The organism is Arthrobacter sp. R4-81, assembly GCF_054792365.1.
In genome coordinates this window covers 1,749,667-1,774,073 of sequence record NZ_CP096445.1, presented here as the reverse complement: position 1 = coordinate 1,774,073, position 24,407 = coordinate 1,749,667, and the positions used below count along the sequence as shown (strand labels likewise).

General features: G+C 62.4%; 19 protein-coding genes and 1 tRNA gene. 9 read left to right on the top strand and 11 right to left on the bottom strand.

The annotated features are described in order from the left end of the window. Window position 1 precedes the first annotated feature (1 nt). The 8 genes from prmC to argS form a co-directional block, all read right to left on the bottom strand. Complete coding sequence (gene prmC, locus M1E05_RS08300) at window positions 2-865, bottom strand: peptide chain release factor N(5)-glutamine methyltransferase (RefSeq protein WP_458114524.1); 864 nt, start codon at window positions 863-865, stop codon at window positions 2-4. A gap of 34 nt (window positions 866-899) precedes the next feature. Then, window positions 900-1,973 (bottom strand): peptide chain release factor 1, encoded by a 1,074-nt coding sequence (gene prfA, locus M1E05_RS08295; RefSeq protein ID WP_458111341.1) that lies wholly within the window; start codon window positions 1,971-1,973, stop codon window positions 900-902. Between the two features lie 248 nt (window positions 1,974-2,221). After that, window positions 2,222-4,417: a transcription termination factor Rho gene (gene rho / locus M1E05_RS08290; protein WP_458111342.1), complete on the bottom strand. Its 2,196-nt coding sequence runs from the start codon at window positions 4,415-4,417 to the stop codon at window positions 2,222-2,224. A 338-nt stretch (window positions 4,418-4,755) separates the two neighbouring features. After that, a complete protein-coding gene (gene thrB / locus M1E05_RS08285) occupies window positions 4,756-5,721 on the bottom strand; it encodes a homoserine kinase (protein ID WP_458111343.1) in 966 nt (321 codons plus the stop codon). 11 nt (window positions 5,722-5,732) lie between these two features. Beyond that, window positions 5,733-6,839: a threonine synthase gene (gene thrC / locus M1E05_RS08280; protein WP_458111344.1), complete on the bottom strand. Its 1,107-nt coding sequence runs from the start codon at window positions 6,837-6,839 to the stop codon at window positions 5,733-5,735. Further along, a complete protein-coding gene (locus tag M1E05_RS08275) occupies window positions 6,840-8,168 on the bottom strand; it encodes a homoserine dehydrogenase (protein WP_461164979.1) in 1,329 nt (442 codons plus the stop codon). Then, window positions 8,161-9,693: a diaminopimelate decarboxylase gene (lysA, locus tag M1E05_RS08270; protein WP_461164978.1), complete on the bottom strand. Its 1,533-nt coding sequence runs from the start codon at window positions 9,691-9,693 to the stop codon at window positions 8,161-8,163. Before lysA ends, M1E05_RS08275 begins: the two co-directional genes overlap by 8 nt. A 5-nt stretch (window positions 9,694-9,698) precedes the next feature. Beyond that, on the bottom strand, window positions 9,699-11,348 hold the full coding sequence (gene argS, locus M1E05_RS08265; RefSeq protein WP_461164977.1) for an arginine--tRNA ligase: 1,650 nt from the start codon (window positions 11,346-11,348) through the stop codon (window positions 9,699-9,701). Between the two features lie 220 nt (window positions 11,349-11,568). Here argS and M1E05_RS08260 point away from each other — a divergent pair, with 220 nt between their 5' ends. From M1E05_RS08260 to M1E05_RS08235, 6 genes are all read left to right on the top strand, one after another. Continuing rightward, a complete protein-coding gene (locus M1E05_RS08260; RefSeq protein ID WP_458111347.1) occupies window positions 11,569-12,036 on the top strand; it encodes an FMN-binding protein in 468 nt (155 codons plus the stop codon). Window positions 12,037-12,076: 40 nt separating this feature from the next. Then, the gene (locus tag M1E05_RS08255; RefSeq protein ID WP_461164976.1) at window positions 12,077-12,949 is read left to right on the top strand and encodes an FAD:protein FMN transferase; all 873 of its coding nucleotides are present in this window, start codon (window positions 12,077-12,079) and stop codon (window positions 12,947-12,949) included. Next, the gene (locus tag M1E05_RS08250; RefSeq protein ID WP_461164975.1) at window positions 12,946-14,544 is read left to right on the top strand and encodes an FAD-dependent oxidoreductase; all 1,599 of its coding nucleotides are present in this window, start codon (window positions 12,946-12,948) and stop codon (window positions 14,542-14,544) included. Before M1E05_RS08255 ends, M1E05_RS08250 begins: the two co-directional genes overlap by 4 nt. Before the next feature lie 96 nt (window positions 14,545-14,640). Further along, window positions 14,641-14,713 (top strand) — tRNA-Arg (locus M1E05_RS08245). Between the two features lie 121 nt (window positions 14,714-14,834). Further along, window positions 14,835-15,878 (top strand): M4 family metallopeptidase, encoded by a 1,044-nt coding sequence (locus tag M1E05_RS08240; RefSeq protein ID WP_461164974.1) that lies wholly within the window; start codon window positions 14,835-14,837, stop codon window positions 15,876-15,878. Window positions 15,879-15,961: 83 nt separating this feature from the next. Beyond that, the gene (locus M1E05_RS08235; protein ID WP_461165214.1) at window positions 15,962-16,267 is read left to right on the top strand and encodes a protealysin inhibitor emfourin; all 306 of its coding nucleotides are present in this window, start codon (window positions 15,962-15,964) and stop codon (window positions 16,265-16,267) included. 6 nt (window positions 16,268-16,273) lie between these two features. On the opposite strand, the gene M1E05_RS08230 is transcribed toward M1E05_RS08235, so the two are convergent. Further along, window positions 16,274-17,242: a GlxA family transcriptional regulator gene (locus M1E05_RS08230; RefSeq protein WP_461164973.1), complete on the bottom strand. Its 969-nt coding sequence runs from the start codon at window positions 17,240-17,242 to the stop codon at window positions 16,274-16,276. A gap of 92 nt (window positions 17,243-17,334) precedes the next feature. Between M1E05_RS08230 and M1E05_RS08225 the strand changes: the two genes are divergently transcribed. The 3 genes from M1E05_RS08225 (at window position 17,335) to hrpA (ending at window position 22,778) form a co-directional block, all read left to right on the top strand. Further along, on the top strand, window positions 17,335-17,502 hold the full coding sequence (locus tag M1E05_RS08225; protein ID WP_461164972.1) for a hypothetical protein: 168 nt from the start codon (window positions 17,335-17,337) through the stop codon (window positions 17,500-17,502). 220 nt (window positions 17,503-17,722) lie between these two features. Next, window positions 17,723-18,724 (top strand): helix-turn-helix transcriptional regulator, encoded by a 1,002-nt coding sequence (locus M1E05_RS08220; protein ID WP_461164971.1) that lies wholly within the window; start codon window positions 17,723-17,725, stop codon window positions 18,722-18,724. A gap of 13 nt (window positions 18,725-18,737) precedes the next feature. Then, window positions 18,738-22,778 carry an ATP-dependent RNA helicase HrpA gene (gene hrpA / locus M1E05_RS08215; protein WP_461164970.1) on the top strand — a complete coding sequence of 1,347 codons (4,041 nt, stop codon included), beginning with the start codon at window positions 18,738-18,740 and terminating at the stop codon, window positions 22,776-22,778. On the opposite strand, the gene M1E05_RS08210 is transcribed toward hrpA, so the two are convergent. Both M1E05_RS08210 and M1E05_RS08205 read right to left on the bottom strand, forming a co-directional pair. Then, window positions 22,775-23,203 (bottom strand): HIT family protein, encoded by a 429-nt coding sequence (locus M1E05_RS08210; protein WP_458111354.1) that lies wholly within the window; start codon window positions 23,201-23,203, stop codon window positions 22,775-22,777. The genes hrpA and M1E05_RS08210 overlap by 4 nt on opposite strands. Then, window positions 23,200-24,354, bottom strand: coding sequence for an NAD(P)-dependent alcohol dehydrogenase (locus tag M1E05_RS08205; protein WP_458111355.1), 1,155 nt, complete (start codon window positions 24,352-24,354; stop codon window positions 23,200-23,202). The genes M1E05_RS08210 and M1E05_RS08205 overlap by 4 nt, the downstream gene beginning before the upstream one ends. Window positions 24,355-24,407 lie beyond the last annotated feature (53 nt).

Below are 24,407 nucleotides of genomic sequence, written 5' to 3'. Positions count from 1 at the left end.
CCTATTCTTTCATCAGCGGCGGCGGCGATTCCGCCAGGACAGCGCTCGTAGCCCTTTCTTTACCGTTGAGGTCACGGTGGGCGGTGATCTCTGACCACAATCCGGTCCTGTTCAGCATGGTGGCGATCCAGCCGGATTGGACTTCCGCGTGCTCCATGACAAAGTATCCGCCCGGAACCAAAAGCCGGGCAGCAGAGGCAGCGGCCGCCGTCGGAAGCTCCATGCCGTCCGCTCCCCCGCCGTACAGTGCCTCCGGCGGATCGTGAAGGGCCACTTCAGGTTCATTCGGAATGGCTTCCGAGGGAATGTACGGCGGGTTGGAGACGACGACGTCGAACGTCCCGCTTCGCTCCGGCAGGGCATCCCGCAGGTCTCCTCTGACGAGTTCAACGCCGAGCGGGGCAAGATTCTTCTGCGCCCAGGCGTGCGCGAACTCGCTGAATTCGACGGCAACAACTTCAGCGCCCGGAACTTCATGAGCAATTGATCCGGCAATTGCGCCGGAACCTGTGCCCAGATCAACCACCTTGGGCCGCTCGATCCCCTGAAGGCGGTCGATCACCAGTTGAACCACTGATTCCGTTTCAGGGCGGGGGACGAAGACGCCAGGCCCGACAGCGAGCTGGAGGTAGCGGAAATGTGCAACGCCGGTGATGTGCTGGAGCGGAACACGCTGCGCGCGCTCGGCCACCAGCTCGGCATACCCCTCGGGGGCCCGGTAATCGCCCAGGAGCATGGCGCGAAGCCGTCCCAGCCCCACATCAAGCAGGTGCTCAGCCAGCAACTCGGCGTCCACCCGGGGGCTGGGAACGCCTGCTGCACCCAGAATTGCCGTCGCTTCACGGACGGCTTCCGAGAGGGACATCTCCGGGCCAATCGGCACCGGGACCTCACTCAAGTTATTCCCCGATAGCGTCGAGGCGTGACTGTTCGTCCATCTCAATGGCCGACTGGATGACCGGCTCCAAATCGCCGTTCATCACCTGATCCAGGTTGTACGCCTTATACCCGGTGCGGTGATCCGCGATCCGGTTCTCGGGATAGTTATAGGTACGGATGCGCTCGGAGCGGTCCATGGTGCGGATCTGAGACTTCCGCTGGGCGGAGTTTTCCGCGTCAATCTGTTCCTGCTGATGAGCCAGGATGCGGGCACGAAGAACACGCATGCCGGCTTCACGGTTCTGCAGCTGCGATTTCTCGTTCTGCATTGCCACCACGATTCCTGTAGGCAAGTGGGTGAGGCGGACAGCGGAGTCAGTGGTGTTAACGGACTGGCCGCCCGGGCCTGAAGACCGGTAAACATCGATCTTAAGGTCGTTCGGGCTGATCTCAAGCTCTTCGGGCTCGTCCACTTCAGGCAGTACCAGGACCCCTGCGGCGGAGGTGTGGATGCGACCCTGCGATTCGGTCACGGGAACACGCTGGACCCGGTGGACGCCACCTTCGAACTTAAGCCGGGCGTATACCCCCTCGGCAGGATCGTTGGAGTTGCCCTTCACCGCCATCTGGACATCCTTGTAACCGCCCAGGTCCGATTCCGTGGCCGAAATAAGCTCTGTCTTCCAGCCGCGGGATTCGGCATAGCGCATGTACATCCGGAGCAGGTCACCGGCGAACAGGGCGGCCTCATCGCCACCTTCACCACCCTTGACCTCCAGGATGACGTTGCGGGCATCGTCCGGATCCCTGGGAATGAGCAGCCTGCGCAAATTAGCCGCCGCCGATTCCAGGGCTTCCTCAAGCTGAGGCACCTCAGCGGCGAACTCGGGATCCTCCGCAGCCATTTCCTTCGCAGCAGCCAGATCGTCCTGGATGGAGTGCCAGCGCTGGTAAGCCTCAACAATGCCGTTCAGCTGGGCAGACCGCCGCCCCAGCTTCCGTGCCAGCCGCGGGTCAGCATAAACAGCAGGATCCCCCAGCTGCGCCTGAATAGCATCATGCTCATCCAACAGGCCCTGTACGGACTCAAACATTCTCAAAACCTCTTTCGACTTTTCCAAGTCTAGTAACACAAAAGCGAAGGTGGGCAAACAGCAAAGCCGTTCGGTCTTTGCCGCCCCGGGAGTGGCATCGGGCCTGCCGAAGCTGGGAGGCTTGCGATCGAAGATCGAAAGCCTCCCAGCGTAGGGGCGGGGGCGGCAAAACTGAACGGCGAAGGCGGAGGCGGAAACCCACACGGCGGACCGTGCGAAGGATTCCGGCACTCCGCCTTTGAACTCAGCTACTTGTCGTTATCCGACTTTGCGCCAAGCGTCGTCTTCTGAACCTGCATAAGGAACTCGACGTTGCTTTGAGTCTCCCGGATCTTGTTGGTCAGCAGTTCAAGGCTCTGCTGCGTTTCGAGTCCGGAGAGGACGCGGCGCAGCTTCCACATGATCTTGACTTCCTCGGGGGAAAGCAGGTTCTCTTCACGGCGGGTACCGGACGCGTTGACGTCCACGGCCGGGAAGATGCGCTTGTCAGCCAGCTGGCGGGACAGGCGGAGCTCCATGTTGCCGGTGCCCTTGAACTCTTCGAAGATCACCTCGTCCATCTTGGATCCGGTCTCTACGAGGGCCGTTGCCAGGATGGTGAGCGAACCGCCGTTTTCGATATTGCGGGCGGCGCCAAAGAAGCGCTTCGGCGGGTAGAGCGCGGCGGAGTCCACACCACCGGACAGGATGCGGCCGGAGGCCGGTGCTGCCAGGTTGTAGGCGCGGCCAAGGCGCGTCATGGAATCGAGGAGCACCACAACATCCATGCCCATTTCGACCAGGCGCTTTGCCCGCTCGATGGACAGTTCAGCCACAGTGGTGTGGTCGTCGGCGGGACGGTCGAAGGTGGAGGCAATGACCTCGCCCTTGACCGTGCGCTGCATGTCGGTGACTTCTTCGGGACGTTCGTCAACAAGCACCATCATGAGGTGAACCTCAGGATTGTTGGTGGTGATTGCGTTGGCGATCGACTGCAGGATGAGGGTTTTACCGGCCTTGGGCGGTGAGACAATCAGGCCACGCTGGCCCTTGCCGATGGGAGCAACCAGGTCGATGACACGGGGGCCGATCTTCTTGGGGTCTGTCTCGAGGCGGAGGCGCTCGGACGGGTACAGCGGAACAAGCTTGGCGAACTCGACGCGGTCCCTGAGCTCTTCCGGAGTCTTGCCGTTGACTGATGTGACGCGCACGAGGGCGTTGAACTTCTGGCGGGCGGACTGCTGGCTGCGGTCCTCACCGTCACGGGGGGCGCGGATGGCTCCGACGACGGCGTCACCCTTGCGCAGGCTGTACTTCTTGACCTGGGCCAAGGACACGTAGACGTCGTTGGGGCCCGGGAGGTAGCCCGAGGTGCGGATGAACGCGTAGTTCTCCAGGACGTCGAGGATGCCCGCTACGGGCAGCAGGACGTCGTCCTCGGTGACCTCGACGTCGTCGACGTCGGGTCCCTGGCTGCGACCGCGACGGCGTTCGTTGCGGTCGCGGAAGCGGTCGTTGCGGGAGTTGTTGTCCCGGCTGTCCCTGCTGTCGCGGTTGTCGGACCGGTCGTTTCGGTCGCGGCGGTTGCGGCGGTTCCTGCGGCTGCCGCCGTCGGAATCATCGTTGTCACGGTTGTCGTCGCGACGGGTGTCAGGACGCGTGTCCTGACGGTTGTTTTCGCGGGTGCCTGTGGCATCGCCGGTGTCGCGGCCGCCACGGCCACGAGTGTTTTCGCGGCGCTCGTTGCGCTGGCCGGCATCGCCGGATTCGCCCTGCTCAGCAGCGCGCTGCTCAGGTGCACGCTGTTCAGTTCCACGCTGTTCAGATGCGCGCTGTTCCGTTGCACGCTGTTCGGCGCGATCCTCAGCGGCAGGCTGCTCAGACGGGGCTTCGACGCTCTCAGAAGCCGTAGCCGTGGCGGCTGCTTCTCCACGGCGGCGGTTGCGGGTGCGTGGCTGCCGACGCTCTACGGCGCCGTCCGCAGAGGGCGCTTCAGCTGTTGCGGCCTGCTTGGCTGCTGCCGGGGCTTCAACGGGTGCAGCATCCGGAGCCGGGGCTTCTGCACCCGGTGCGCTGACCACACCGTCGCTTCCAGCGCGACGGCTGCGGCCGCGTCCACGTGCTTTCGTGGTGTCCGCGGCAGGGCTTTCCTGCGCTGGTGCTGCGGGGGCTTCCGTTACGGCAACCGGGGCCGGAGCAGAGGAGGCAAGGGAGTTGTCCCTCACTTTCTCAGCAGAACGGGCCGGAGCCTTGCTCGCCGAGGAACCTGCACGGTGGGCGGAAATGGCCGTAACCAGATCCCCCTTACGCATGCGGGATCCGCCGGAGATACCCAACTGGCTGGCGAGAGCCTGCAATTGGGCGAGCTTGAGGCCTGCAAGGCCGCTGCTCTTGGGTGCGGCCGCTAATGCGGCAGCAGAAGATGATGTGTCCACAGCTGGAGACAGCTCAGTGGTTTCGGTCACGAAGGATCCTTCCCCCTCGACGGCGTCCAGACTGGGAGCTGGACGCGATGATTGATCTGGGCTGCAGTTCAGATCTGCAGCCGGGATTTCGGCCTTGCCGGATGGATTTCGGCCAGCAGGGCCGGATACTGATTCACCTGGAATGTTCCGGGTATGCGGAACGAAGGACTGGTCAGGGGTGCAGAGATGTTCTGCAGGTTCCTGCTACAGACCAAAAGCAGGTGGCACCGGAAAATATAGCGCAGTAGAAGATCGAAGCAGCAGATGCGAGACAGGCAACATGGCCAACATCGGGTGTCCCTGACTGCCTGCTTACCGCCTGCTTACTGCCTGCGGAATTACCGCCGGTGCAAGTCCACTTTAGCACCTTCGACGTCCACAGCCAGCTTCATCACACGCCAGGCGACATCCGGCGTGTTCTCGGACGTGTAGCTCCTGATGAATTCCAGGGTGGCCTCGGCTTCTTCTTCCCCGTTGGCCAGGACCAGAACCGTGGGACCTGCACCGGAGACAACTGCGGCGTGACCTGCCGCCCGGAGGGCGCCAAGCAAGCCCGCGCTGGGGCGCATTGCCTCGGCCCGATAGCTCTGATGCAGGTAGTCCTCAGTCCCTGCCAGCAGGAATTCCGGCTTCTGCGTGAGGGCGTGGATCAACAAGGCCGCCCTGCCCGAGTTCATCGCGGCCGCGTGATGTCCGATCGAGGCAGGAAGCAACGCCCGCGCCGCCTCCGTCGAGAGTTCGTAGTCCGGCACGGCGACGATTGGCACTACCTGCGGCGACACCTCGGCGCAGGTGCTGCTGTACTGGTCACTGTCCTGCCATGACAACGCAAGGCCGCCGAACAGGGCAGGAGCGACGTTGTCCGGATGGCCTTCCATCTCACTGGTGACCTGAAGAATCCACTCACGGTCCCGCTGCGAAGGAGCCGGTACGAGGGCGTTGGCTGCAACAACGGCTGCAACCACCGCGCAGGCCGATGAGCCAAGTCCGCGGCCGTGGGGATTGACGTTATTGGCGATGATTCTTAGGCCGGAATGGCGAAATCCCAGACGTGCGAGGGCGGCCGTGATGGCCTTGACCACAAGGTGGCTCGCGTCACGGGGAAGTGTCTCAGAGCCCTCGCCCGCCAGTTCGAAGAGAAGTTCGCCGGTGCCCAGAGTCTCTACCGTGAGAGTGTCATACAAGGACAGAGCCAGACCCAGGCTGTCGTAACCGGGTCCCAGATTAGCGCTGGTGGCAGGGACCCGGACAGTCACCTGCTGTCCCGCAGCGATGGCGGGCGATTCCGCGTCTGCCCTAAGCATCGTTTCCAACGCTACTTTTCTTCCAGTCCCAGTTCAGAAGCGACAGTCACGACGTCGTTGGAAACCTTGACGGGCTGCACTTCGCTGCCGTCCTCGGTCCTGAGCGCCCACTGGGGATCCTTCAGGCCGTGACCCGTGACGGTGATGACGATGGTCTTGCCTGCGGGAACCTGGCCAGCGGCGTGCTTCTTGATCAGGCCTGCAACGCCGGCTGCTGAGCCGGGTTCCACAAAGACGCCTTCACGGGAGGAGAGCCAGCGGTGCGCGTCCAGGATTTCCTCATCGGTAACAGCTTCAATCACGCCGCCGGATTCGTCCCGGGCGGCAACGGCAGTATCCCAGGATGCCGGGTTGCCGATCCGGATTGCAGTGGCAATGGTGTCCGGTTCGGTAATCGGATGTCCGGCCACAAACGGTGCAGCACCAGCGGCCTGGAAACCCCACATTGTGGGTGTCTTGGTGGAAACAGCCGGAAGCGTGCCTGCGGTCAAGGATTCGAACGGTGCCGAGTACTCCTTGTAACCCTTCCAGTACGCGCTGATGTTGCCGGCATTGCCTACAGGGAGTACGTGGAAGTCCGGGGCGTCACCGAGGGCGTCAACGATTTCGAAGGCACCGGTTTTCTGGCCTTCGATCCTCGCGGGGTTGACGGAGTTCACCAGGAAAACCGGGTAGGAGTCACCCAGCTTGCGGGCGATGTCGAGGCAGTCATCGAAGTTGCCGTCCACCTGGAGCAGCGTTGCGCCGTGGGCGATGGCCTGGCTCAACTTACCCATCGAAATCTTGCCTTCGGGCACCAGCACTGCACACTTCAGTCCTGCCGCCGTTGCGTAGGCCGCCGCGGAAGCAGAGGTGTTGCCAGTGGACGCGCACACCACTGCCTTGGCCCCGGCTGCGACCGCTGCCGTCATGGCCATGGTCATTCCGCGGTCCTTGAAGGAACCGGTGGGGTTCATGCCTTCCACCTTGAGGTAGACGGTGGAACCGGTAAGTTCGGACAACTGCCGGGCGTGGACCAGCGGAGTGCCGCCCTCACCAAGGGAGATCACCTTCGTGGCTTCCGTAACAGGCAAACGATCAGCGTATTCGCGGACTACTCCGCGCCATTGGTGAGCCACTTAGACTCCTTCTACCCGCAGTACGGATGTAACGGAATTGATGACGTCAAGGCCTTTCACGGCCTCAACGGTTGCTGCCAGTGCAGCTTCGCTTGCGCGGTGCGTGACTATCCTCAGTTCGGCCGTTTCCAGGTTGGAATCGGCGTCGCGGTGGATTGTCTGTCGCATGATTTCGATGGAAACGCCGTGGTCTGCGAAGAGACGCGCGATTTTTGCCAACACGCCGGGCTGGTCTGCAACGTCCAGTCCGATGTAGTAACTGGTTTGCGCGGCGTCGATGGGGAGCGCCGGCACGTGGCCCGTGGTTGTTTCCGTGCGGCCAGGGCCCCCAAGGACCAAGCGGCGGGCTGACGAAATAAGGTCTCCCAGGATTGCCGATGCGGTGGGGGTTCCGCCGGCTCCCTGGCCGTAGAACATCAGCTCGCCCGCGTTTTCCGCTTCAATGAAAACAGCATTGAAGGCACCGCGGACAGCGGCAAGCGGGTGCTCCCTCGGAAGAAGTGTGGGGTGAACCCTGACGGAGACGCCTTCCCCGCCGTCTGTTTCCGTGCCTGCGGCGGGCAGTTTCTCAGCAATGGCCAGAAGCTTGATGACGAATCCGGCATCCTTCGCAGCGGCGATGTCCGCAGCGCTGACGTTGCTGATTCCTTCACAATGCACGTTCTCGAGGGCAAAGCGTGTGTGGAACGACAGTGAGGCAAGGATGGCGGCCTTGGCGGCGGCGTCGTGACCCTCGACATCTGCCGTGGGATCGGCTTCGGCATAGCCGAGCTTCTGAGCCTCGGCCAGGGCATCGGAGAACTGGGCACCGGTGGAGTCCATCTGGTCAAGGATGAAGTTGGTGGTGCCGTTGACAATGCCGAGCACGCGGGTGATGCGGTCTCCGGAGAGGCTGTCCCGGATGGGGCGGAGGATGGGGATTGCCCCTGCCACAGCTGCTTCGTAGGACAACTGGACGCCGGCCTTGTCGGCTTCTTCGTAGAGAGTGGGACCGTCCTGGGCCAGGAGGGCTTTGTTTCCCGTCACCACGCAGGCGCCGTTCTGGATGGCTGTGAGGATCAGCGATCTGGCCGGTTCGATGCCGCCCATGAGCTCGATGACCATATCTGCATCTTTGACGAGGGTGTCGGCATCGGTGGTGAACAGCTCCTGCGGAAGCTCGACGTCGCGCTTTGCGTTGACGTTGCGCACCGCGATGCCGGACAGTTCCAGCCGCGCGCCCGTGCGGGCGGCGAGGGCTTCGGCGTCTTCAATGAGAATCCGCGCTACCTGGGCCCCAACGTTGCCACAGCCCAGCAGGGCTACCTTCAGGGTTCGCACTTCAGTCATTCGCCACTCCCATGTCACGGTTTAACAGATCTTCTTCGGTTTCCCCGCGGACAATCAGCCGGGTTGATCCGTCGCGCACAGCGACAACGCCCGGCCGGGCCAGATAGTTGTAGTTGCTTGCCAGGGCCCAGCAGTAGGCGCCGGTACCCGGTACAGCGAGAAGATCACCGGCTGCCACGTCCTCGGGCAGATATACATCTCTAACAACTATGTCGCCGCTCTCGCAATGTTTGCCCACCACTCGGGACAGCTGCGGCGCGGCTGCGGAGGCCCTGGAGGCCAGGATCGCCGAATAATCGGCGTCGTAGAGCACCGGACGGGCGTTGTCGCTCATTCCGCCGTCCACTGACACATAGCGGCGGGGGTGCGTAACGTTTACGCTTCCCGAATCGGCCGAATCACCGGAAACAGCGGGGCTGTCCACCCGGACTGTCTTCAATGTGCCCACCTCATAGAGGGTGAACGTGGACGTGCCCACGATCGCGCGGCCCGGCTCGATCGAGATCCGCGGGGCCTGGATGTTCAGTTCGGCACATTTTGACCGCACGACGGCGGCCATCGCCTGGGCGATCTCAGAGGGCGGGCGGGGACTGTCCACAGGAGTGTAGGCAATGCCATAACCTCCCCCCAGGTCCAGTTCCGGCAGGACAATTGAGTACTTGGCCTGCATTGCTGCCAGGAAGTCCAGGAGCTTAGCCGCCGCAAGGGCGAAACCATCGGCTTCGAAGATCTGCGAGCCGATATGGCAGTGGACGCCGATGAGTTCAATGCTGGGGTAGCTGGTGGCAGCGGCCACTGCTTCCTCGGCAGCAGACAAACCGGCCTCGTCCGTGGAATCGCCCGCCATTGAAAGGCCGAACTTCTGATCCTCGTGGGCGGTGGCAATGAACTCGTGGGTGTGGGCGTGCACTCCCGGTGTCAGACGCAGCATCACCTTGGCCATCTCGCCGCGATCGGAGGCAATCTTGGCCACCCGCTCAAGCTCGGCTAGGCTGTCCACCACGATGCGGCCAACGTTCATGTCCAGCGCGCGGTTGATTTCGGCATCGGACTTGTTGTTGCCATGGAGCCCAAGATGAGGGCCCTCAATCCCGGCTTTGGCAGCGACAGCAAGTTCCCCGCCTGAACACGTGTCCAGTCGCAGGCCCTCGCCAGCAACCCAGCTGGCCACTGCGCTGCAGAGGAAAGACTTGCCTGCATAGTAGACGTCCACTCCCCCGCAAACATCAGCGAACGCGTCGTCGAAGGCGTCCTTGAAGGCGCGGGCACGTGAGCGGAAATCCGTTTCGCTCATCACAAACAGGGGCGTACCGAACTCTTCCCGCAGGCGGCTGACGGGGATCCCGTCTATGGCCAACTCGCCGTCGTCGTTGCGTTCCACGCCCCCTGCCCACATCGGTGGATGCAGGACGTTCAGGTCTGCAGGCAGCTGCAGCCACTCAGGCGCCAGTGGCGAGGCCTGATGCGCACTCACTGCGTTGGTATGGCTGTTGGTATTCACTGCGCTGGTATTCACTTCGTTCATCTGTCTCACATCCGTTCCGGCGCCGAAACGCCCAGCAGATCAAGTCCATTGGCCAGCACCTGGCTCGTGGCATCGTTGAGCCACAGCCTGGTGCGGTTGAGGTCGGTGATGGCTTCATCCCCGAGCGGCGCCACCCGGCAGGCGTCATACCAGCGGTGGTAGGCGCCGGCGATCACTTCAAGGTGGCGGGCTATCCGGTGCGGCTCACGGAGTTCAGCGGCCTTGGCAACGATCGAGGGATAGCTGCCGAGATAGGACAGGAGTTCGTTCTCAGTGGCATGCTCCAGCAGGGAAGCATCAAAGGCGCTTCGGTCCACACCGGCTGCGACAGCGTTACGGGCTGTACCGCGTGAACGGGCGTGGGCGTACTGGACGTAGAAGACGGGGTTCTCGTTGCTGTGCTTCTTCAGCAGCTCAGGATCGAGCGTCAGCGGGGAATCTGCCGGGAACCGGGCCAGGGAATACCTGACGGCATCTTTGCCCAGCCAATCGATGAGGTCCTTGAGCTCGATGATGTTGCCTGCACGCTTGGAGAGCTTGGCTCCATTCACGGAGACCAGCTGACCGATCAGGACCTCGATGTTGACGTCAGGATCATCTCCGGCGCACGCCGCAATTGCCTTGAGGCGGTTGATGTAGCCATGGTGATCGGCGCCCAGGAGATAAATCTTTTGATCGTAGCCGCGATCCTTTTTGGACAAGTAGTACGCAGCGTCTGCGGCAAAGTACGTGGGCTCCCCGTTGGCCCGGATCATGACCCTGTCCTTGTCGTCGCCGAAGTCAGTGGTGCGCAGCCAGACTGCCCCGCCGTCGTCGAACACGTGGCCCTGTTGGCGCAGGCGGGCAACGGCACTTTCGATCGCCCCGCCGTCGTGCAGGTCCTTTTCGGAGAAATAGGTATCGAACACCACACCGAAATCCGCCAGCGTGTGCTTGATGTCCTCAAGCTGCGCCTCATAGGAGGCGGCCCGGATGACAGGCAGCGCCGCAACATCAGTAAGTTCACGGATATCCGGATGCCGGGTCAACACGTGGTGGCCGAGGTCTGCGATGTACTGGCCGGGGTAGCCGCCTTCCGGCACATCCCTGCCGTGCAGGCGGGCCAGCACCGACTCTGCGAAGACATTCATCTGGGAGCCGGCGTCGTTGATGTAGTACTCGGCCGTGACTTTTGCGCCGGAGGCACGGAGAACCCTGGCGATTGCATCACCCAAAGCAGCCCACCTTGTATGCCCAATATGCAAGGGGCCGGTGGGATTGGCAGAGACAAACTCCATGTTCACCACGTGGCCGGCGAGCGCAGAATTGGTTCCATACGCTGGACCGGCCTCCACAATGGCCTTCGCCAGCGCGCCGGCAGTCGCTGCATCTACGGTGATGTTCAGGAATCCCGGTCCGGCGATGTCCACCGACGAGACGCCGTCGATGGTCTTAAGCCTTGTGCTTAGTACGGCAGCAAACTCACGCGGATTCATGCCTGCCTGCTTGGACAGCTGCAGTGCGATATTGGTGGCCCAATCGCCGTGGTCACGGTTCTTCGGACGCTCCACGCGGACCTCCTCGGGCACAGCCGAAGCCTCGAGGGCGACGTCGCCGGCCGCGACGGCGTCTTTCAGGCAGGCGGATATGGCGAGGGAGAGTTCTTCGGGGGTCACGCATCTAGCCTACCGGTGCCCTGCAATCCAGCGGAATTTGCATTGCGGCAGCAGTCGTCGCGAACCGCAATCCCGGATGCTTTTCGGGGTGCTCTTAGAGTTCTTTTTTGGAAGGATTAGCGTTCACAGGAAATTCACAGCGCCAGGAAATGATGAACCATTACGCTGATTCTGACGTTGTCACATCCGTAACAGTCCCCGAACGAGAATCGAGCCCTGTATGAAAACCGCCCGCAAAAGTCTGTTCGTTGGCGTCGCCGGCCTCTCCCTGGTAGGAACCGTGGCCGGATGTGCACCGTCAGCCACCTCTCCGGCAGCCAGCACTCCCGCAGCTACAAGCGCAACTACGTCCGCCGTACCCTCGAGCTCACTGGCAACCTCCGGGACGGCCTCCGGCTACAAGGACGGGACCTACAGCGCCGACGGTAACTATGTCTCCCCCAACGGCACCGAGACGGTGGGCGTCGAGCTGACGTTGGCGGACGGGACGGTATCAGCCGTAAAAATCACCGAGCACCCGACCAACCCGAACACCAAGAAATTCCAGGGTGAGTTCGCCGGAGGGATCCAGGCGCAGGTCGTGGGAAAGAAGCTGGATGAACTCAATGTATCCAAGGTGGCCGGTTCGTCCCTGACCAGCGGCGGGTTCAATGACGCCGTGGAAAAGATCAGGTCCCAGGCCAAGTAGCCACTACCAACTGCAACAGTTCCACATCTTAGGAGAGCACGTGCCCCATCCGGGTTGGGCGGCATTCACTTTTGACGGGATAGGTACCCGTTGGGAGATCTGTACGCCCATTCAGCTGGCGGACGTGCAGCAACGCAGGCTTCTGGCCATCGTTGAGGAGTACGACTCCGCCTGGTCCCGTTTCCGCCCGGACTCCCTGGTGGCTTCTGCCGCGAGGGAGTCCGGCCGTTTCGAGATGCCTGACAACGCCGCTGAGCTGGGCTGGCTCTATCGCGACCTCTACCGGATCAGCGGTGGCGCGATGACACCCCTGATCGGGGGAAGCCTTGAGCACCTTGGTTACGACGCCGGATACACCTTGCTTCCTAAGGGATCACCGGTGGCACCGCCGCGCTGGGAGGACGTTCTGCAATGGGAAGGTTCCATCCTGTCGACGTCGGCACCTGTTGTGCTGGACATTGGCGCCGCCGGCAAGGGGCAACTGGTAGACCTGCTGTCCAAGGAGCTTTTGGCGCAGGGATTCAGCGAATACTTCCTCGATGCCAGCGGTGACCTGTTCAATTCAGGTCCCAAACCCGTGTCCATAGGACTCGAACACCCGTACGATCCCGAACGTGCCATCGGGACAATCAGGCTGCGCGCCGGCGCACTGTGCGCATCAGCCTCAAACAGACGGACCTGGGGCGACGGGCTGCACCACGTTCTGGACGGATTAAGCGGCGCTCCGGTGCAAACCATAGTGGCCACCTGGACCGTGGCTTCCAGCGCCATGGTGGCGGACGCGCTGGCCACGGCACTGTTTCTGGTTTCCGGGGACCGGCTCAAGGAGGACTTCGATTTCTCCTGGCTCAAGGTCTTCTCGGACGGAAGCGCAGAATACTCGGCAGACTTCGAAGGAGTACTTTTCTCATGAGTTCCATCAGTTTGCGGAGCCCCGTCGCTACGCGCCTGGACACTGCGCTCAACCGCCTGACGATGTACCGCCTTGTGCTCTGGGTCCTGGGGATTCTTGTGGCGTACAGCCTGCTGCTGAACGTCCTGGGATGGCTGACCTTCGGTATTCCGGAAATGTTGGCGCACCTGGCGCTGTGCCTTGGGCTGACTTATGGATCCAACCGGGGCCTGGCCGCCCTCTTCCGGGTACAGCCACATTCCGAATCCTCCCTGATCACCGGGCTCCTGCTGTACTTCCTGTTCTGGCCCTCGTTCAAAACGCTCGATATGGCAGGTGTGGCACTTGCCTGTGTCCTGGCGTCCGCCTCCAAGTATGCCCTCGCCTGGCGGGGCCGCCACATCTTCAACCCTGCCGCCGCCGGCGCGTTCATCACAGGACTGACCGGCCTGAATATCGCGACCTGGTGGGCGGCCACCCCTTCGATGCTCCTGCTCCTGGTTCCGGGCATTGTGCTGGTGCTTTACCGGACCAGGAAGGTGATTATGGGCCTTGTGTTCGTTGTCGCCTCCACGTCAATCGTGGCAGTTGAACTATTGCGTGCAGGAATGTCGGCCGGGGCGGCCTTGTGGCAGCCCCTTGCCCAGCGGCCCATACTGTTTTTTGTCGGTTTTATGCTCACCGAACCACTGACCTTGCCGCCCCGCCGTTGGCAGCAACTGGGGCTCGCCGCCGTCGTCGGTGTTGTTTTTGCCCTGCCGTACAACTTCGGGTTCGTGGCGAATTCCCCCGAACTGGCGCTGTTGTTGGGCAACCTGGTCGCCTTCTTCGCGGGCCAGCGCGGCGGTATCCGGCTCCATTTCCAGGGCTCCCGCCCCCTCACGCCTACGACGACGGAATTCACGTTCCGCCCGGAGCGCTCCGTAAGGTTTACCCCCGGGCAATACATGGAACTGAACCTCCCGCACACCGGCTCTGACGGGAAGGGCCGCCGTCGCGTCTTCAGCGTCACAAGCTCCCCCGACGACCCGGATGTTTCCTTCGGTGTCGGTACCGCTGAACCCCTCTCCGCTGCCAAACGCGCGCTCCAGTCCTTGGAGCCGGGCGACACTGTGACCGCCACGGCTGTGGGTGGGGACTTTGTCATGCCGCGTGACCCCTCTGTTCCCGTACTGCTGATCGCAGCAGGGATCGGCATCACTCCGTTCCTGGCACACCTTAATGCCGGTGCCGCCCGCGAACGCGATGTGGTGCTGCTGTACCTCGCCAAGAACGGCGCCGAACTCGCCTATGCGGACGAGCTGGAAAAGTCAGGGGCGCGAGTCATCGTACGGCTCTCGGACGGATCTGCGCCGCCACGGTCGTTCCACAATGCTTTCGCTGGCGTGGCGCCGGACAGTGCCTCACGGCTGGAGGGATCCGTGCAGGCAGTAGCAGGCCCCGGCCCCGGCCGCTCCGCCCGGATTGACGGGCCCGCCCTGAAAGAGCTTGTGCCGGACATTTCAGAGCGTGAGGTCTACATTTCCGGCTCCCCTGCCAGCGTTCGATCCCTACGTTCTGCCGCCCGGCGGGCAGGGGTCAAAAAGGTACACACTGATTCCTTTGCCGGCTATTGAGGGACGCTGGCTGTCAGGAGCCGCTGGTTTTCCCTTCAGGGCTACGTTCCTGCTAAGCTCTAGGACGTCCCGCCGGTAAGGCTGGATCCCTGAAATGCCCTCGTAGCTCAGGGGATAGAGCGTCTGCCTCCGGAGCAGAAGGTCGTAGGTTCGAATCCTATCGAGGGCACAACCGAAAGCCCGTCAGTTCAACGAATTGGCGGGCTTTTGCTGCGCCACCGCAAAAAAGTCGCTACCCCCTCGTAGGCTGATTTCCAAGAGACAGCGGGTCAAGCGGCAAGGGGTATTCCATGTACTGTTCGATCATTCCGCCGTACATCCTCAAGCGGGTGGCGGCACAGGACGCGCCACGGTTTTCGGCGGCGGCCAGGGCGGCCAAGGAAGCGCTGATTCACGTCAAAAGCGTGCAGGCTGCGCGGGCACAGCCCTCCCCCGCCCTTCCTCCCGGTATTCGCCAAGTGAAACCGGGCCCTCCGCAAAGGACCGTTTACGATGCCCAGGAAGCGGAAATACTGCCCGGCAAAGTAGTCCGGAAAGAAGGCGAACCGGCTACCGGTGATCCGGCCGCCGACGAGGCCTACGATGGACTCGGCCATACGCACCGGCTCTATGCGGACGTGTTCGGGCGGAATTCCATAGACGCGCAGGGCCTCCCGCTTGACGCGACGGTGCACTTCGGGAAGCTGTACGACAACGCCTTCTGGGACGGATCGCAGATGGTCTTCGGCGATGGGGACGGGGAGATCTTTCAAAGGTTCACGCTTTCCCTGAGCGTTATCGGCCACGAATTGGCTCACGGGGTCACACAGCATTCAGCCGGCCTCGCCTACCGCAACCAGGCCGGGGCAATCAACGAATCCCTCTCCGACGTTTTTGGCGCCCTGGTGGAGCAGTTCGTTGGACAGCAAACAGCTGCGGAAGCCAGCTGGCTCATTGGAGAAGGACTTTTTACGTCCCAGGTTGAAGGTTCTGCCCTGCGCTCCATGAAGGCCCCGGGAACGGCATATGACGACGACGTGCTGGGCAAAGATCCGCAGCCGGACTCGATGGATTCCTATGTACGGACCAGCGCCGACAACGGCGGAGTTCACATCAACTCCGGCATACCCAACCGGGCGTTCTACCTTGTGGCCTCAGGTTTGGGCGGTTATGCATGGGACTCGCCTGGCCGCATCTGGTACGACGCCCTGACGAGCGGCTCGCTTAAGGCCGACACCACGTTCCGGGCCTTCGCCAAGGTAACTCTGGCTTCGGCAGAGGAGCTGTTCGGAGCAGCTTCACCGGAACATGACGCGGTCAAGCTGGCATGGGAAACTGTCAAGGTAAAGCTATAAAAGACGCCGCCTGCACAGAGTGAACCCCCGTGAAGGAAGCACCCAAAGCGGTCCGGCAGTACCGGAAGCACAGGAACCAGGCCATGAAAATCACCGTCCAGCGCAGCGGCGGCATTGCTGCGCTGACCCGTGAGTGGAGCGTGAAGGCTGTGACCCCTGCGGACAAAAGCCGCTGGGAGCCCCTTATTGATGCGTGTCCGTGGGATGCGGTGCCTGGACGGGACGAGGATGGCGGTGGTAACCAGCCCGACCGCTTCATATACTCCATCCGGGCAGGACAGCACCGGGCCACGCTTCCGGAGCGTGCTGTTACCGGCCCATGGCGCATTCTTGTGGACAACACCAGGGCGGCCGCGGAGGCTTCCCGCAACAAGGACGGAAAGCGCTGAACCGGACTAGACGGCTGCGGCCAGCTGCCCCCTGAAGGTCCTCCGGTACAGCTGCGGGCTCGTGTCGAGAACCTTGGCGAAATGGTGCCGGAGCAATACGGAGTGGCCGAACCCTGCTTCACGGGCAATCTCGTCGATGTTCAAGTCAGTGGATTCTAGCAATTCCTGTGCCCTCAGAACCCGCTGCGAATTCAGCCACGCCGCCGGAGTGGTTCCCGTTTCCGAACGGAACCGGCGGGCGAACGTCCGCGGTGACATATGCAGGCGGTTGGCCAACTCATTGACAGTATGTTCCTCGTCCAGATGCGTCACCATCCACCGCAGCAACTCCTCCATGGGAGCCGATCCGCAAGTCGGCATGGGGCGTTCGATGAACTGGGCCTGGCCACCGTCGCGATGTGGAGGAACCACCATGTCCCGGGCAATCGAGGCAGCCACGCCAGCCCCGAGCTCAACCCGGACAAGGTGCAGGCTGGCATCAATTCCGGCGGCAGTACCGGCACTCGTCACGAGGTTTCCGTCCTGGACGTACAGCACATTCTCATCAACCATCACGTCCGGGAATTTGGCGGCAAGCTCATTGGAATAGTGCCAGTGGGTGGTGCAGCGGCGACCATCAAGGAGCCCTGCCCTGGCCAGTGCGAAGGCTCCGGAACAGATGGACATGACCCAGGCTCCACGGGCATGTGCTGCGCGCAGGGCATCCAGCACGTCTTCATGCACATCTTCATCCCGGCCATAGGGAGTCATAATCACCAGATCGGCGTCGGCCGTGGCCTCCAGCCCCAGAGCGACGTTCATCGACAGGCCGCCCTTGAGCGGAATGTCTCCGGGCTCGGGGGCGCAGACCCGGAAATCAAACGCGGGCACTCCCCCTTCACGCGCCGATCTGTCGATGCCGAAGACCTCGTAGGCCGTACCGAACTCGAAGAGCGAGAAGTGCGGGACAACGATTACCGCCACGGATTTAAGCATGAATTCAGTATGGCAGATGGTTGGCAGGAATTATAGCTTTTTGGGCATTTCTGCCACTGTTCCGTGATGCCCGGCAGGAGAAGGATTGAGTCATGGAAATCATCGCCGTTGTACTCATCGTCCTCCTCCTCGTCGTACTTCCCGCCACCCTGACAAGCATCCTGGGTGACGGTCGTGGCCACACTCCCCGCGAGGAGTCCCACCCTGACTGGAAGGCTATGGACCTGCCCAGCACCAACTACACACTCCGCAATTTCTGACCAAAAGGGCTGCCGCTGTCCTGCTCCAGAGCTCCCCGGCCAAAAGATTCCAGCCAAGTGAATCTGGCCAGGAAACACTGGCCAGGCGCAGCGACAGCCCTCAGCATGTGGTTCCCTGCCGATCACGTCGTTAGCTGACCACGTCAGTGACCAGATCCTACGGCCGCTTGAGGACGGATTCGGTCCTCGATTCCTTTACACATGAAGTACATTTGGGGTCATGATCCAGACCTCCGCCCGCCTCCTGCAGTTGCTTTCGTTGCTTCAGATCCGCCGGGAACGGACCGGGCCCGCCCTCGCCGAGCGGATGCAGGTGACGGAGAGGACCATCCGGCGTGATATTGGCAAACTCCGTACCCTCGGCTATCCGATCCACGCATCACCGGGAATAGCGGGCGGATACCAACTCGGCGCCGGAGCCGAACTACCTCCCCTCCTCCTGGACGACGACGAGGCCTTGGCTGTCGCCTTGGGCCTCAGCGCTGTCGCTGCAGGCCCAGTGGCCGGGATAGGCGAATCGTCGGTCCGTGCATTGGCCAAGCTGGAGCAGGTTCTTCCCTCGCGGCTGCGACACCGGTTCGGTGCCCTCAAAAACACTGTCACTACCCTTCCCAGCGATGCGGCACCTGTGGATCCCCTGCAGCTGACTGCGATTTCGGCGGCCATCACTGACCGCCGGGAACTGAGCTTTGACTACACAAAGGCCGACGGCGGCACCGGTCGCCGTCTTGTCGAGCCCTATCGGCTGGTGGACACGGGACGTCGCTGGTACTTCGTGGCATGGGATACAGAAAGGGAGGACTGGCGTACCTTCCGCGCCGACCGGATTTCCTCCATGCCGACTGAGCGCAAGCGGTTTGTTCCCCGGCAGCTGCCCGCCAAGGACATCGCCGCCTATGTTCAGGAATCCATCACCCGATCGCCCTACAAATATGACCTGGTGATCCGGCTTCATGCCCCGATCCAAGAAGTAGCCGCCCTCGTAGGGCCACAAACGGCAAGCCTGAACGCAGAAGGAGAGGACAGGACCATTCTCCGCGCAGGCTGGGACAGGCTGGACACTCCTGCCGCCCATCTGGCCTCCCTGGGCATGGACTTCGAGATCCTCTCCCCTGCGGAATTCCGGGACCATGCACGCGCAGTCGCGGAGCGGCTTATCCAGGCAGCAGGCGGCGGACCGCCGGCGACTGAGGAAAAGGAACGGTTCCCTGCTCAGCAGTAGACTGTTTCCAGCCATGACTTTTCATATCTCCTACCCCGCCGAGCTGCCGGTATCCGAGCGCCGCGAGGACCTGATGGCGGCCATCGCCGCGAATCAGGTAACCATCATCGCCGGCGAGACCGGCTCCGGAAAAACCACCCAGATTCCCAAGATGTGCCTTGAGCTGGGACTCGGGGAGAACGGCCTGATAGGCCACACTCAGCCGAGGCGGCTGGCCGCCCGCACCGTTGCTGAACGCATCGCCGAGGAGCTTGGCGTAGAAATAGGCCAGGAGGTGGGCTTCCAGGTCCGCTTTACCGGCGAGGTGAGCAGGTCCACGAAGGTCAAGCTTATGACCGATGGGATCCTGCTCGCTGAAATCCAGCGGGACAAGCTGCTGCGCAAGTACAACGCCATCATCATCGACGAGGCCCACGAGCGCAGCCTCAACATCGACTTCATCCTGGGCTACCTCAAAAGGATTCTTCCGCAACGGCCTGAGCTGAAGATCATCATCACTTCAGCCACCATTGATCCTGAGCGCTTTGCGAAGCACTTTGGCACAGATGAGGCGCCCTCCCCCATTATCGAGGTATCCGGACGGACCTTCCCGGTCGAAATCCGATACCGGCCGTTGTCCCAACCTGCAGGGCAGGAATCGGAAGAAGACACCTCGGATGACGCACTCGAGGAAGACCGTGATCCGCTGGATGCCGTGTGCGATGCCGTCGACGAGCTGGCTGCAGAGGCGCCCGGCGACATCCTGATCTTCTTCTCCGGCGAGCGCGAGATCCGTGACGCAGCCGAAGCCCTCAACGCCAGGATCCAAGGGAACCGGCGGCTGGCAGGGACTGAAGTTCTCCCGCTGTTCGCAAGGCTGAGCCTGCAGGAGCAGCACAAGGTTTTCCATCCCGGCAGCAAACGACGCATCGTCCTTGCCACCAACGTTGCCGAGACTTCCCTGACGGTACCCGGGATCAAATACGTCATAGACACCGGAACGGCCCGTATCTCCCGATACTCACACCGGACGAAGGTCCAGCGCCTTCCGATCGAGCGCGTCTCGCAGGCATCCGCGAACCAGCGCTCCGGCCGGTGTGGCCGTGTCTCCGACGGCATCGCTATCCGGCTTTATTCCGAGGAAGACTTCGAATCCAGGCCACTGTTCACCGACCCGGAAATCCTGCGCACCAACCTCGCCGCGGTCATCCTCCAGATGACCGCCATGGGAGTGGCCCGCGGACCCAAGGATGTCGAGAGCTTCCCGTTCGTGGAACCGCCGGACTCGCGCGCCATCAACGACGGCGTCACCCTCCTCCGCGAGCTCGGCGCCCTTAACCCTGTCGTGACCACAGGCCCTGCCGCCAACAGTGGAAAGGGCCGCGATGGCGAGGGCGATGCCGGCCGTGGCAGCCGCGGCCGGACTGGTGGCGGACTGACCGCCGTCGGGCAGAAGCTGGCGCAACTTCCGGTGGATCCGCGGCTGGGGCGCATGATCGTCGAGGCAGGCAAGCGGGGTTGCGTCCGTGAGGTGATGATCCTCGCTGCGGCCCTGACCATCCAGGATCCCCGCGAGCGCCCTACCGACAAGCAGCAACTGGCGGCTGAGAAGCATGCCCGTTTCCGGGACGAAAACTCCGATTTCACGGGCTTCCTGAACTTATGGAACTACCTTCAGGAAAAGCAGCAGGAACTTTCCTCCACCCAGTTCCGCCGGCTGTGCCGGACGGAGTTCATCAACTACCTCCGCGTCCGGGAATGGCAGGATCTGTTCGCCCAGCTCCGCCAGCTCGCAAGGCCCTTGGGAATCACCTTGGACAACAAGCGGCTGGCCGATCCCGTCGGCAACCATGAGGGCATCCACATCAGCCTGCTGTCCGGTCTGCTCAGCCACATCGGCATCCTGGACGAACGCAAACGCGAATATGGCGGTGCCCGCGGGAGCCGCTTCGCTATCTTCCCCGGATCAGCGCTGTTCAAGAAGTCGCCAACGTTTGTAATGGCCGCCGAACTGGTTGAGACAAGCCGCCTTTGGGCAAGGGTGGCTGCCAAATTTGATCCGCTCTGGGCCGAGCAGGTAGCGCCGGATCTGGTAAAGCGAAGCTACAGCGAGCCGCATTGGTCCAAGAAGATGGGCGCGGTGATGGCCCATGAAAAGGTAACCCTGTACGGCGTGCCCATCATTCCCAGCCGGCGCATCAACTACGGCCGGGTGGATCCGGAGCTGTCCCGCGAACTGTTTATCCGCCATGCCCTGGTGGAGGGTGATTGGCAGACCCATCACAAGTTCTTCCACCGGAACAGGGCGCTCCTCCAGGAAGTCGAGGAGCTGGAGGCGCGGATGCGTCGGCGGGACATCCTGGTCGACGACGAGACACTGTTCGAGTTCTATGACGCCCGGATCGGCAAGGAGGTGGTGTCCGAGCGCCACTTCGATAAATGGTGGAAGGACGCCAGACAGCAGGATCCTCAACTGCTGGACTTCGACCAATCGCTGCTCATCAGCGAGGGCGCCGATGCCCTGGATGAATCCGCGTACCCGAAGAGTCTGCAGCACAAGGGCTTTGAGCTTCCGCTCAGTTACGAATTCCATCCGGTCGCTCCGGGCTCCCCTCCCAATCCTTCAGACGGCGTAACGGCCGAAGTTCCTGTCCTCTTCCTTAACCAACTCGATGACGCGCCCTTCCGCTGGCTCATTCCCGGCCAGCGCGTTGAACTCGTGACGGCGCTCATCAAGTCCCTGCCAAAGAACATCCGCAAAAACTTTGTTCCCGCACCGGACGTCGCACGGCAGGCCGTCGCCGCACTGGAGCGAGACTTCGATCCCGCTGAGGATGAGCTTGAGCCCTCGCTGGAGTTGGCTCTCCGGCGCATCCGGGGCCAGGTTATTCCCCCGGGATCCTGGAACTGGGACGCCATTCCATCACACCTTCGGGTGAGCTTCCGCGTGGTGGATTCGCACGGCAAGGTACTCGACGAGGGAAAGGACCTCAAGGTCCTGCAGGAGCGCCTCGCCCCCGCAACGCGCCGTGCCATCGCCGAATCCCTGGGCGCGACGCCCGGTACGACGGCGCCTCGAAGTGGCGCAAGCCCATCCCGTTCCGCCAACGCTACGTCGAAGGGGGCAGCAACCGGGGCGTCCGCCAATGGCAAGGGCGGGTCCGGCAAGGGTACCTCCGGCCTTGATGGAAGCAGGCAGGGCATAGCCGAACAGTCAGGCCTCACGGACTGGACTATCGGGACCCTGCCGCGGGAGGTTAAAGGCACCGTCAACGGTCACACCGTCACTGGCTATCCCGCGTTGGTGGACGAGGGGACGTCAGTGGCGCTGAAGGTGTTCCAGACTGAATCCGAGCAGCGGGAAGCCATGCGGGGCGGCGTAATTCGTCTCCTCGCGTTGAAAGTTCCCTCCCCTGACCGCTACGTCCTTGAACACTTGAGCAACACGGAAAAGTTAACGTTCAGCCAGAATCCCCATGGTTCGGTCTCAGCGCTCATCGCCGACTGCGCGCTGGCCGCGATTGACAAGCTGACCCCGGCGGACTTGCCCTGGGACGAAGCATTGTTCAGGTCTCTCTACGAGCAGGTGCGGGCGGAGCTGATCGATACCGTGTTCAACGTCACCGCCATCGTGGAGCGCATCCTGTCCAGCACCAGCCGGATCAGAAAGCAGTTGAAGGGCACCACCAGCCTGGCGTTGATCAGTTCGCTCAACGACATCAGGAGCCAACTCGAGCAACTGGTCTACCCGGGTTTCGTGGCAAAAACGGGCTACGCCCAGCTCAGCCAGCTGCCGCGGTACCTGGCCGCGATCGAGAAGCGCCTGGAGAAGCTTCCAGGTAACGTCCAGCGCGATGCGTTAAATATGAGCGTGATCCAAGGACTCGAAGACGACTACGACGACGCCGTCTCGGCTTTGCTGCCGGGGCGACGCGCCGGGGAAGAACTCACCCGCGTGCGCTGGATGATCGAAGAGCTGCGCGTCAGCCTCTTCGCCGTCGAACTCGGCACGGCCTATTCAGTGTCTGAGAAAAGGATCCGCGCCGTGCTGAACAAGGCGCTGGCGCCGGCTTAGGATTCGGGAACATTCCCGGAGTATCCGGCGGCCCGCAAGCACTCACGAAGTTTTTCCGCGTTGGCGTCCAGTTGGGCAGGATCCGGGTTTTGATCCACCGACCCGAAATCGTAATCCGCCATCGAGTTCGAAGGCCACACGTGCACATGCATGTGATGGACTTCGTAGCCCGCGATCAGTAGCCCCGCCCGGGCCGATCCGAAGACCTCGACTTGGGCCGCACCGATTTTCCGCGCCACCTCCATGGTCCGGGAAAGAATCTCCGGACTCGCATCGGTCCAGCGGTCCACCTCTTCAATGGGGACAACCAGGGTGTGGCCGTCGGCGAGCGGACCCATGGTCAGGAAGGCAACCACGTTCTCGTCACGCCAGACGAAACGCCCGGGAATCTCGCCGTTGATGATTTTGGTGAATATGCTGCTCATGCGTCTGCCTTTGCTGCCGGAGCCGGGAGGGTCTTGTTGTCCAGGACGAAGCGGTACTTGACGTCACCGGCCACCATCCGCTCATATGCTTCGTTGAGTTGTTGGGCTGAAACGATTTCGACGTCGGACACAACGCCGTGCTCTGAACAAAAGTCCAGCATCTCCTGGGTCTCGGCAATGCCACCGATATAGGAACCGGAGTACGCGATGCGGCGGCGGATCAGATGCCAGGGATTGACCGGCGGCATGGGATCAGAGGGCAAACCCAGCTGGAACAGCGCGCCTTCAAGACGCAGGGTCCGGAAGTACGGGCCGAGGCCGTGTGGTGCGGCAACCGTATCGATGATGACGTCGATGCTGCCGGCGGCCGACTTCATGGCGTTTTCGTCCCGCGACAGAATGACCTCGTCTGCCCCCAACTCCTTGGCCGCCGCAACCTTGGCTTCGGAAGTGGTGAAGACCTTTACTTGGGCTCCCATAGCCTTGGCGAGCTTGACGGCCATGTGCCCGAGTCCGCCGAGGCCCACGACCCCAACGACATCGCCTTCCTCGACATCGAAGTGCCGCAGCGGCGAGTACGTAGTGATCCCGGCGCAGAGGAGCGGAGCGACGGCGGCCGGGTCAAGATTCTCCGGCACTCTCAACACATAGCGTCGGTCTACCACTACCGAGGATGAGTATCCGCCCTGGGTGATTCCGCCTGGGTTCCGTGGATCGATGGCGCCGTAGGTGCCCACCGGGCCCTTCTCGCAGTACTGTTCGAATCCGTCGAGGCAGCTCTCGCACTCACGGCAGGAATCCACCATGCACCCGACGCCCACCAGGTCCCCAATGGAGAAGTCGTCGACGGCGGATCCCACGCCGCTGATGCGTCCCACGATCTCGTGGCCCGGAATCAGTGGATACTTGGGCGCACTCCACTCGCCCCTCGTCGCGTGGACATCCGAATGGCACAGGCCACAAAACTCGATGGCAATTTCGACGTCGTCTTCCCCGGGTGCGCGCCGGGAGACCGTCAGCGGGACGAGGCCTCCGTCACTGGAGCGGGCGCCATAACCGGCGGCCAACCGGGCATCCGCCGAAGAAGCGGAAGGAACAAGAGGTGGCAACGGCTTGGCGAAGGGCGGCGGGGAGGGGCGTCCTGGGGTCATAGTGTGACGCTACTCCCGGCACCGGCAGAATTTCCAATCACCGGGCAACACAA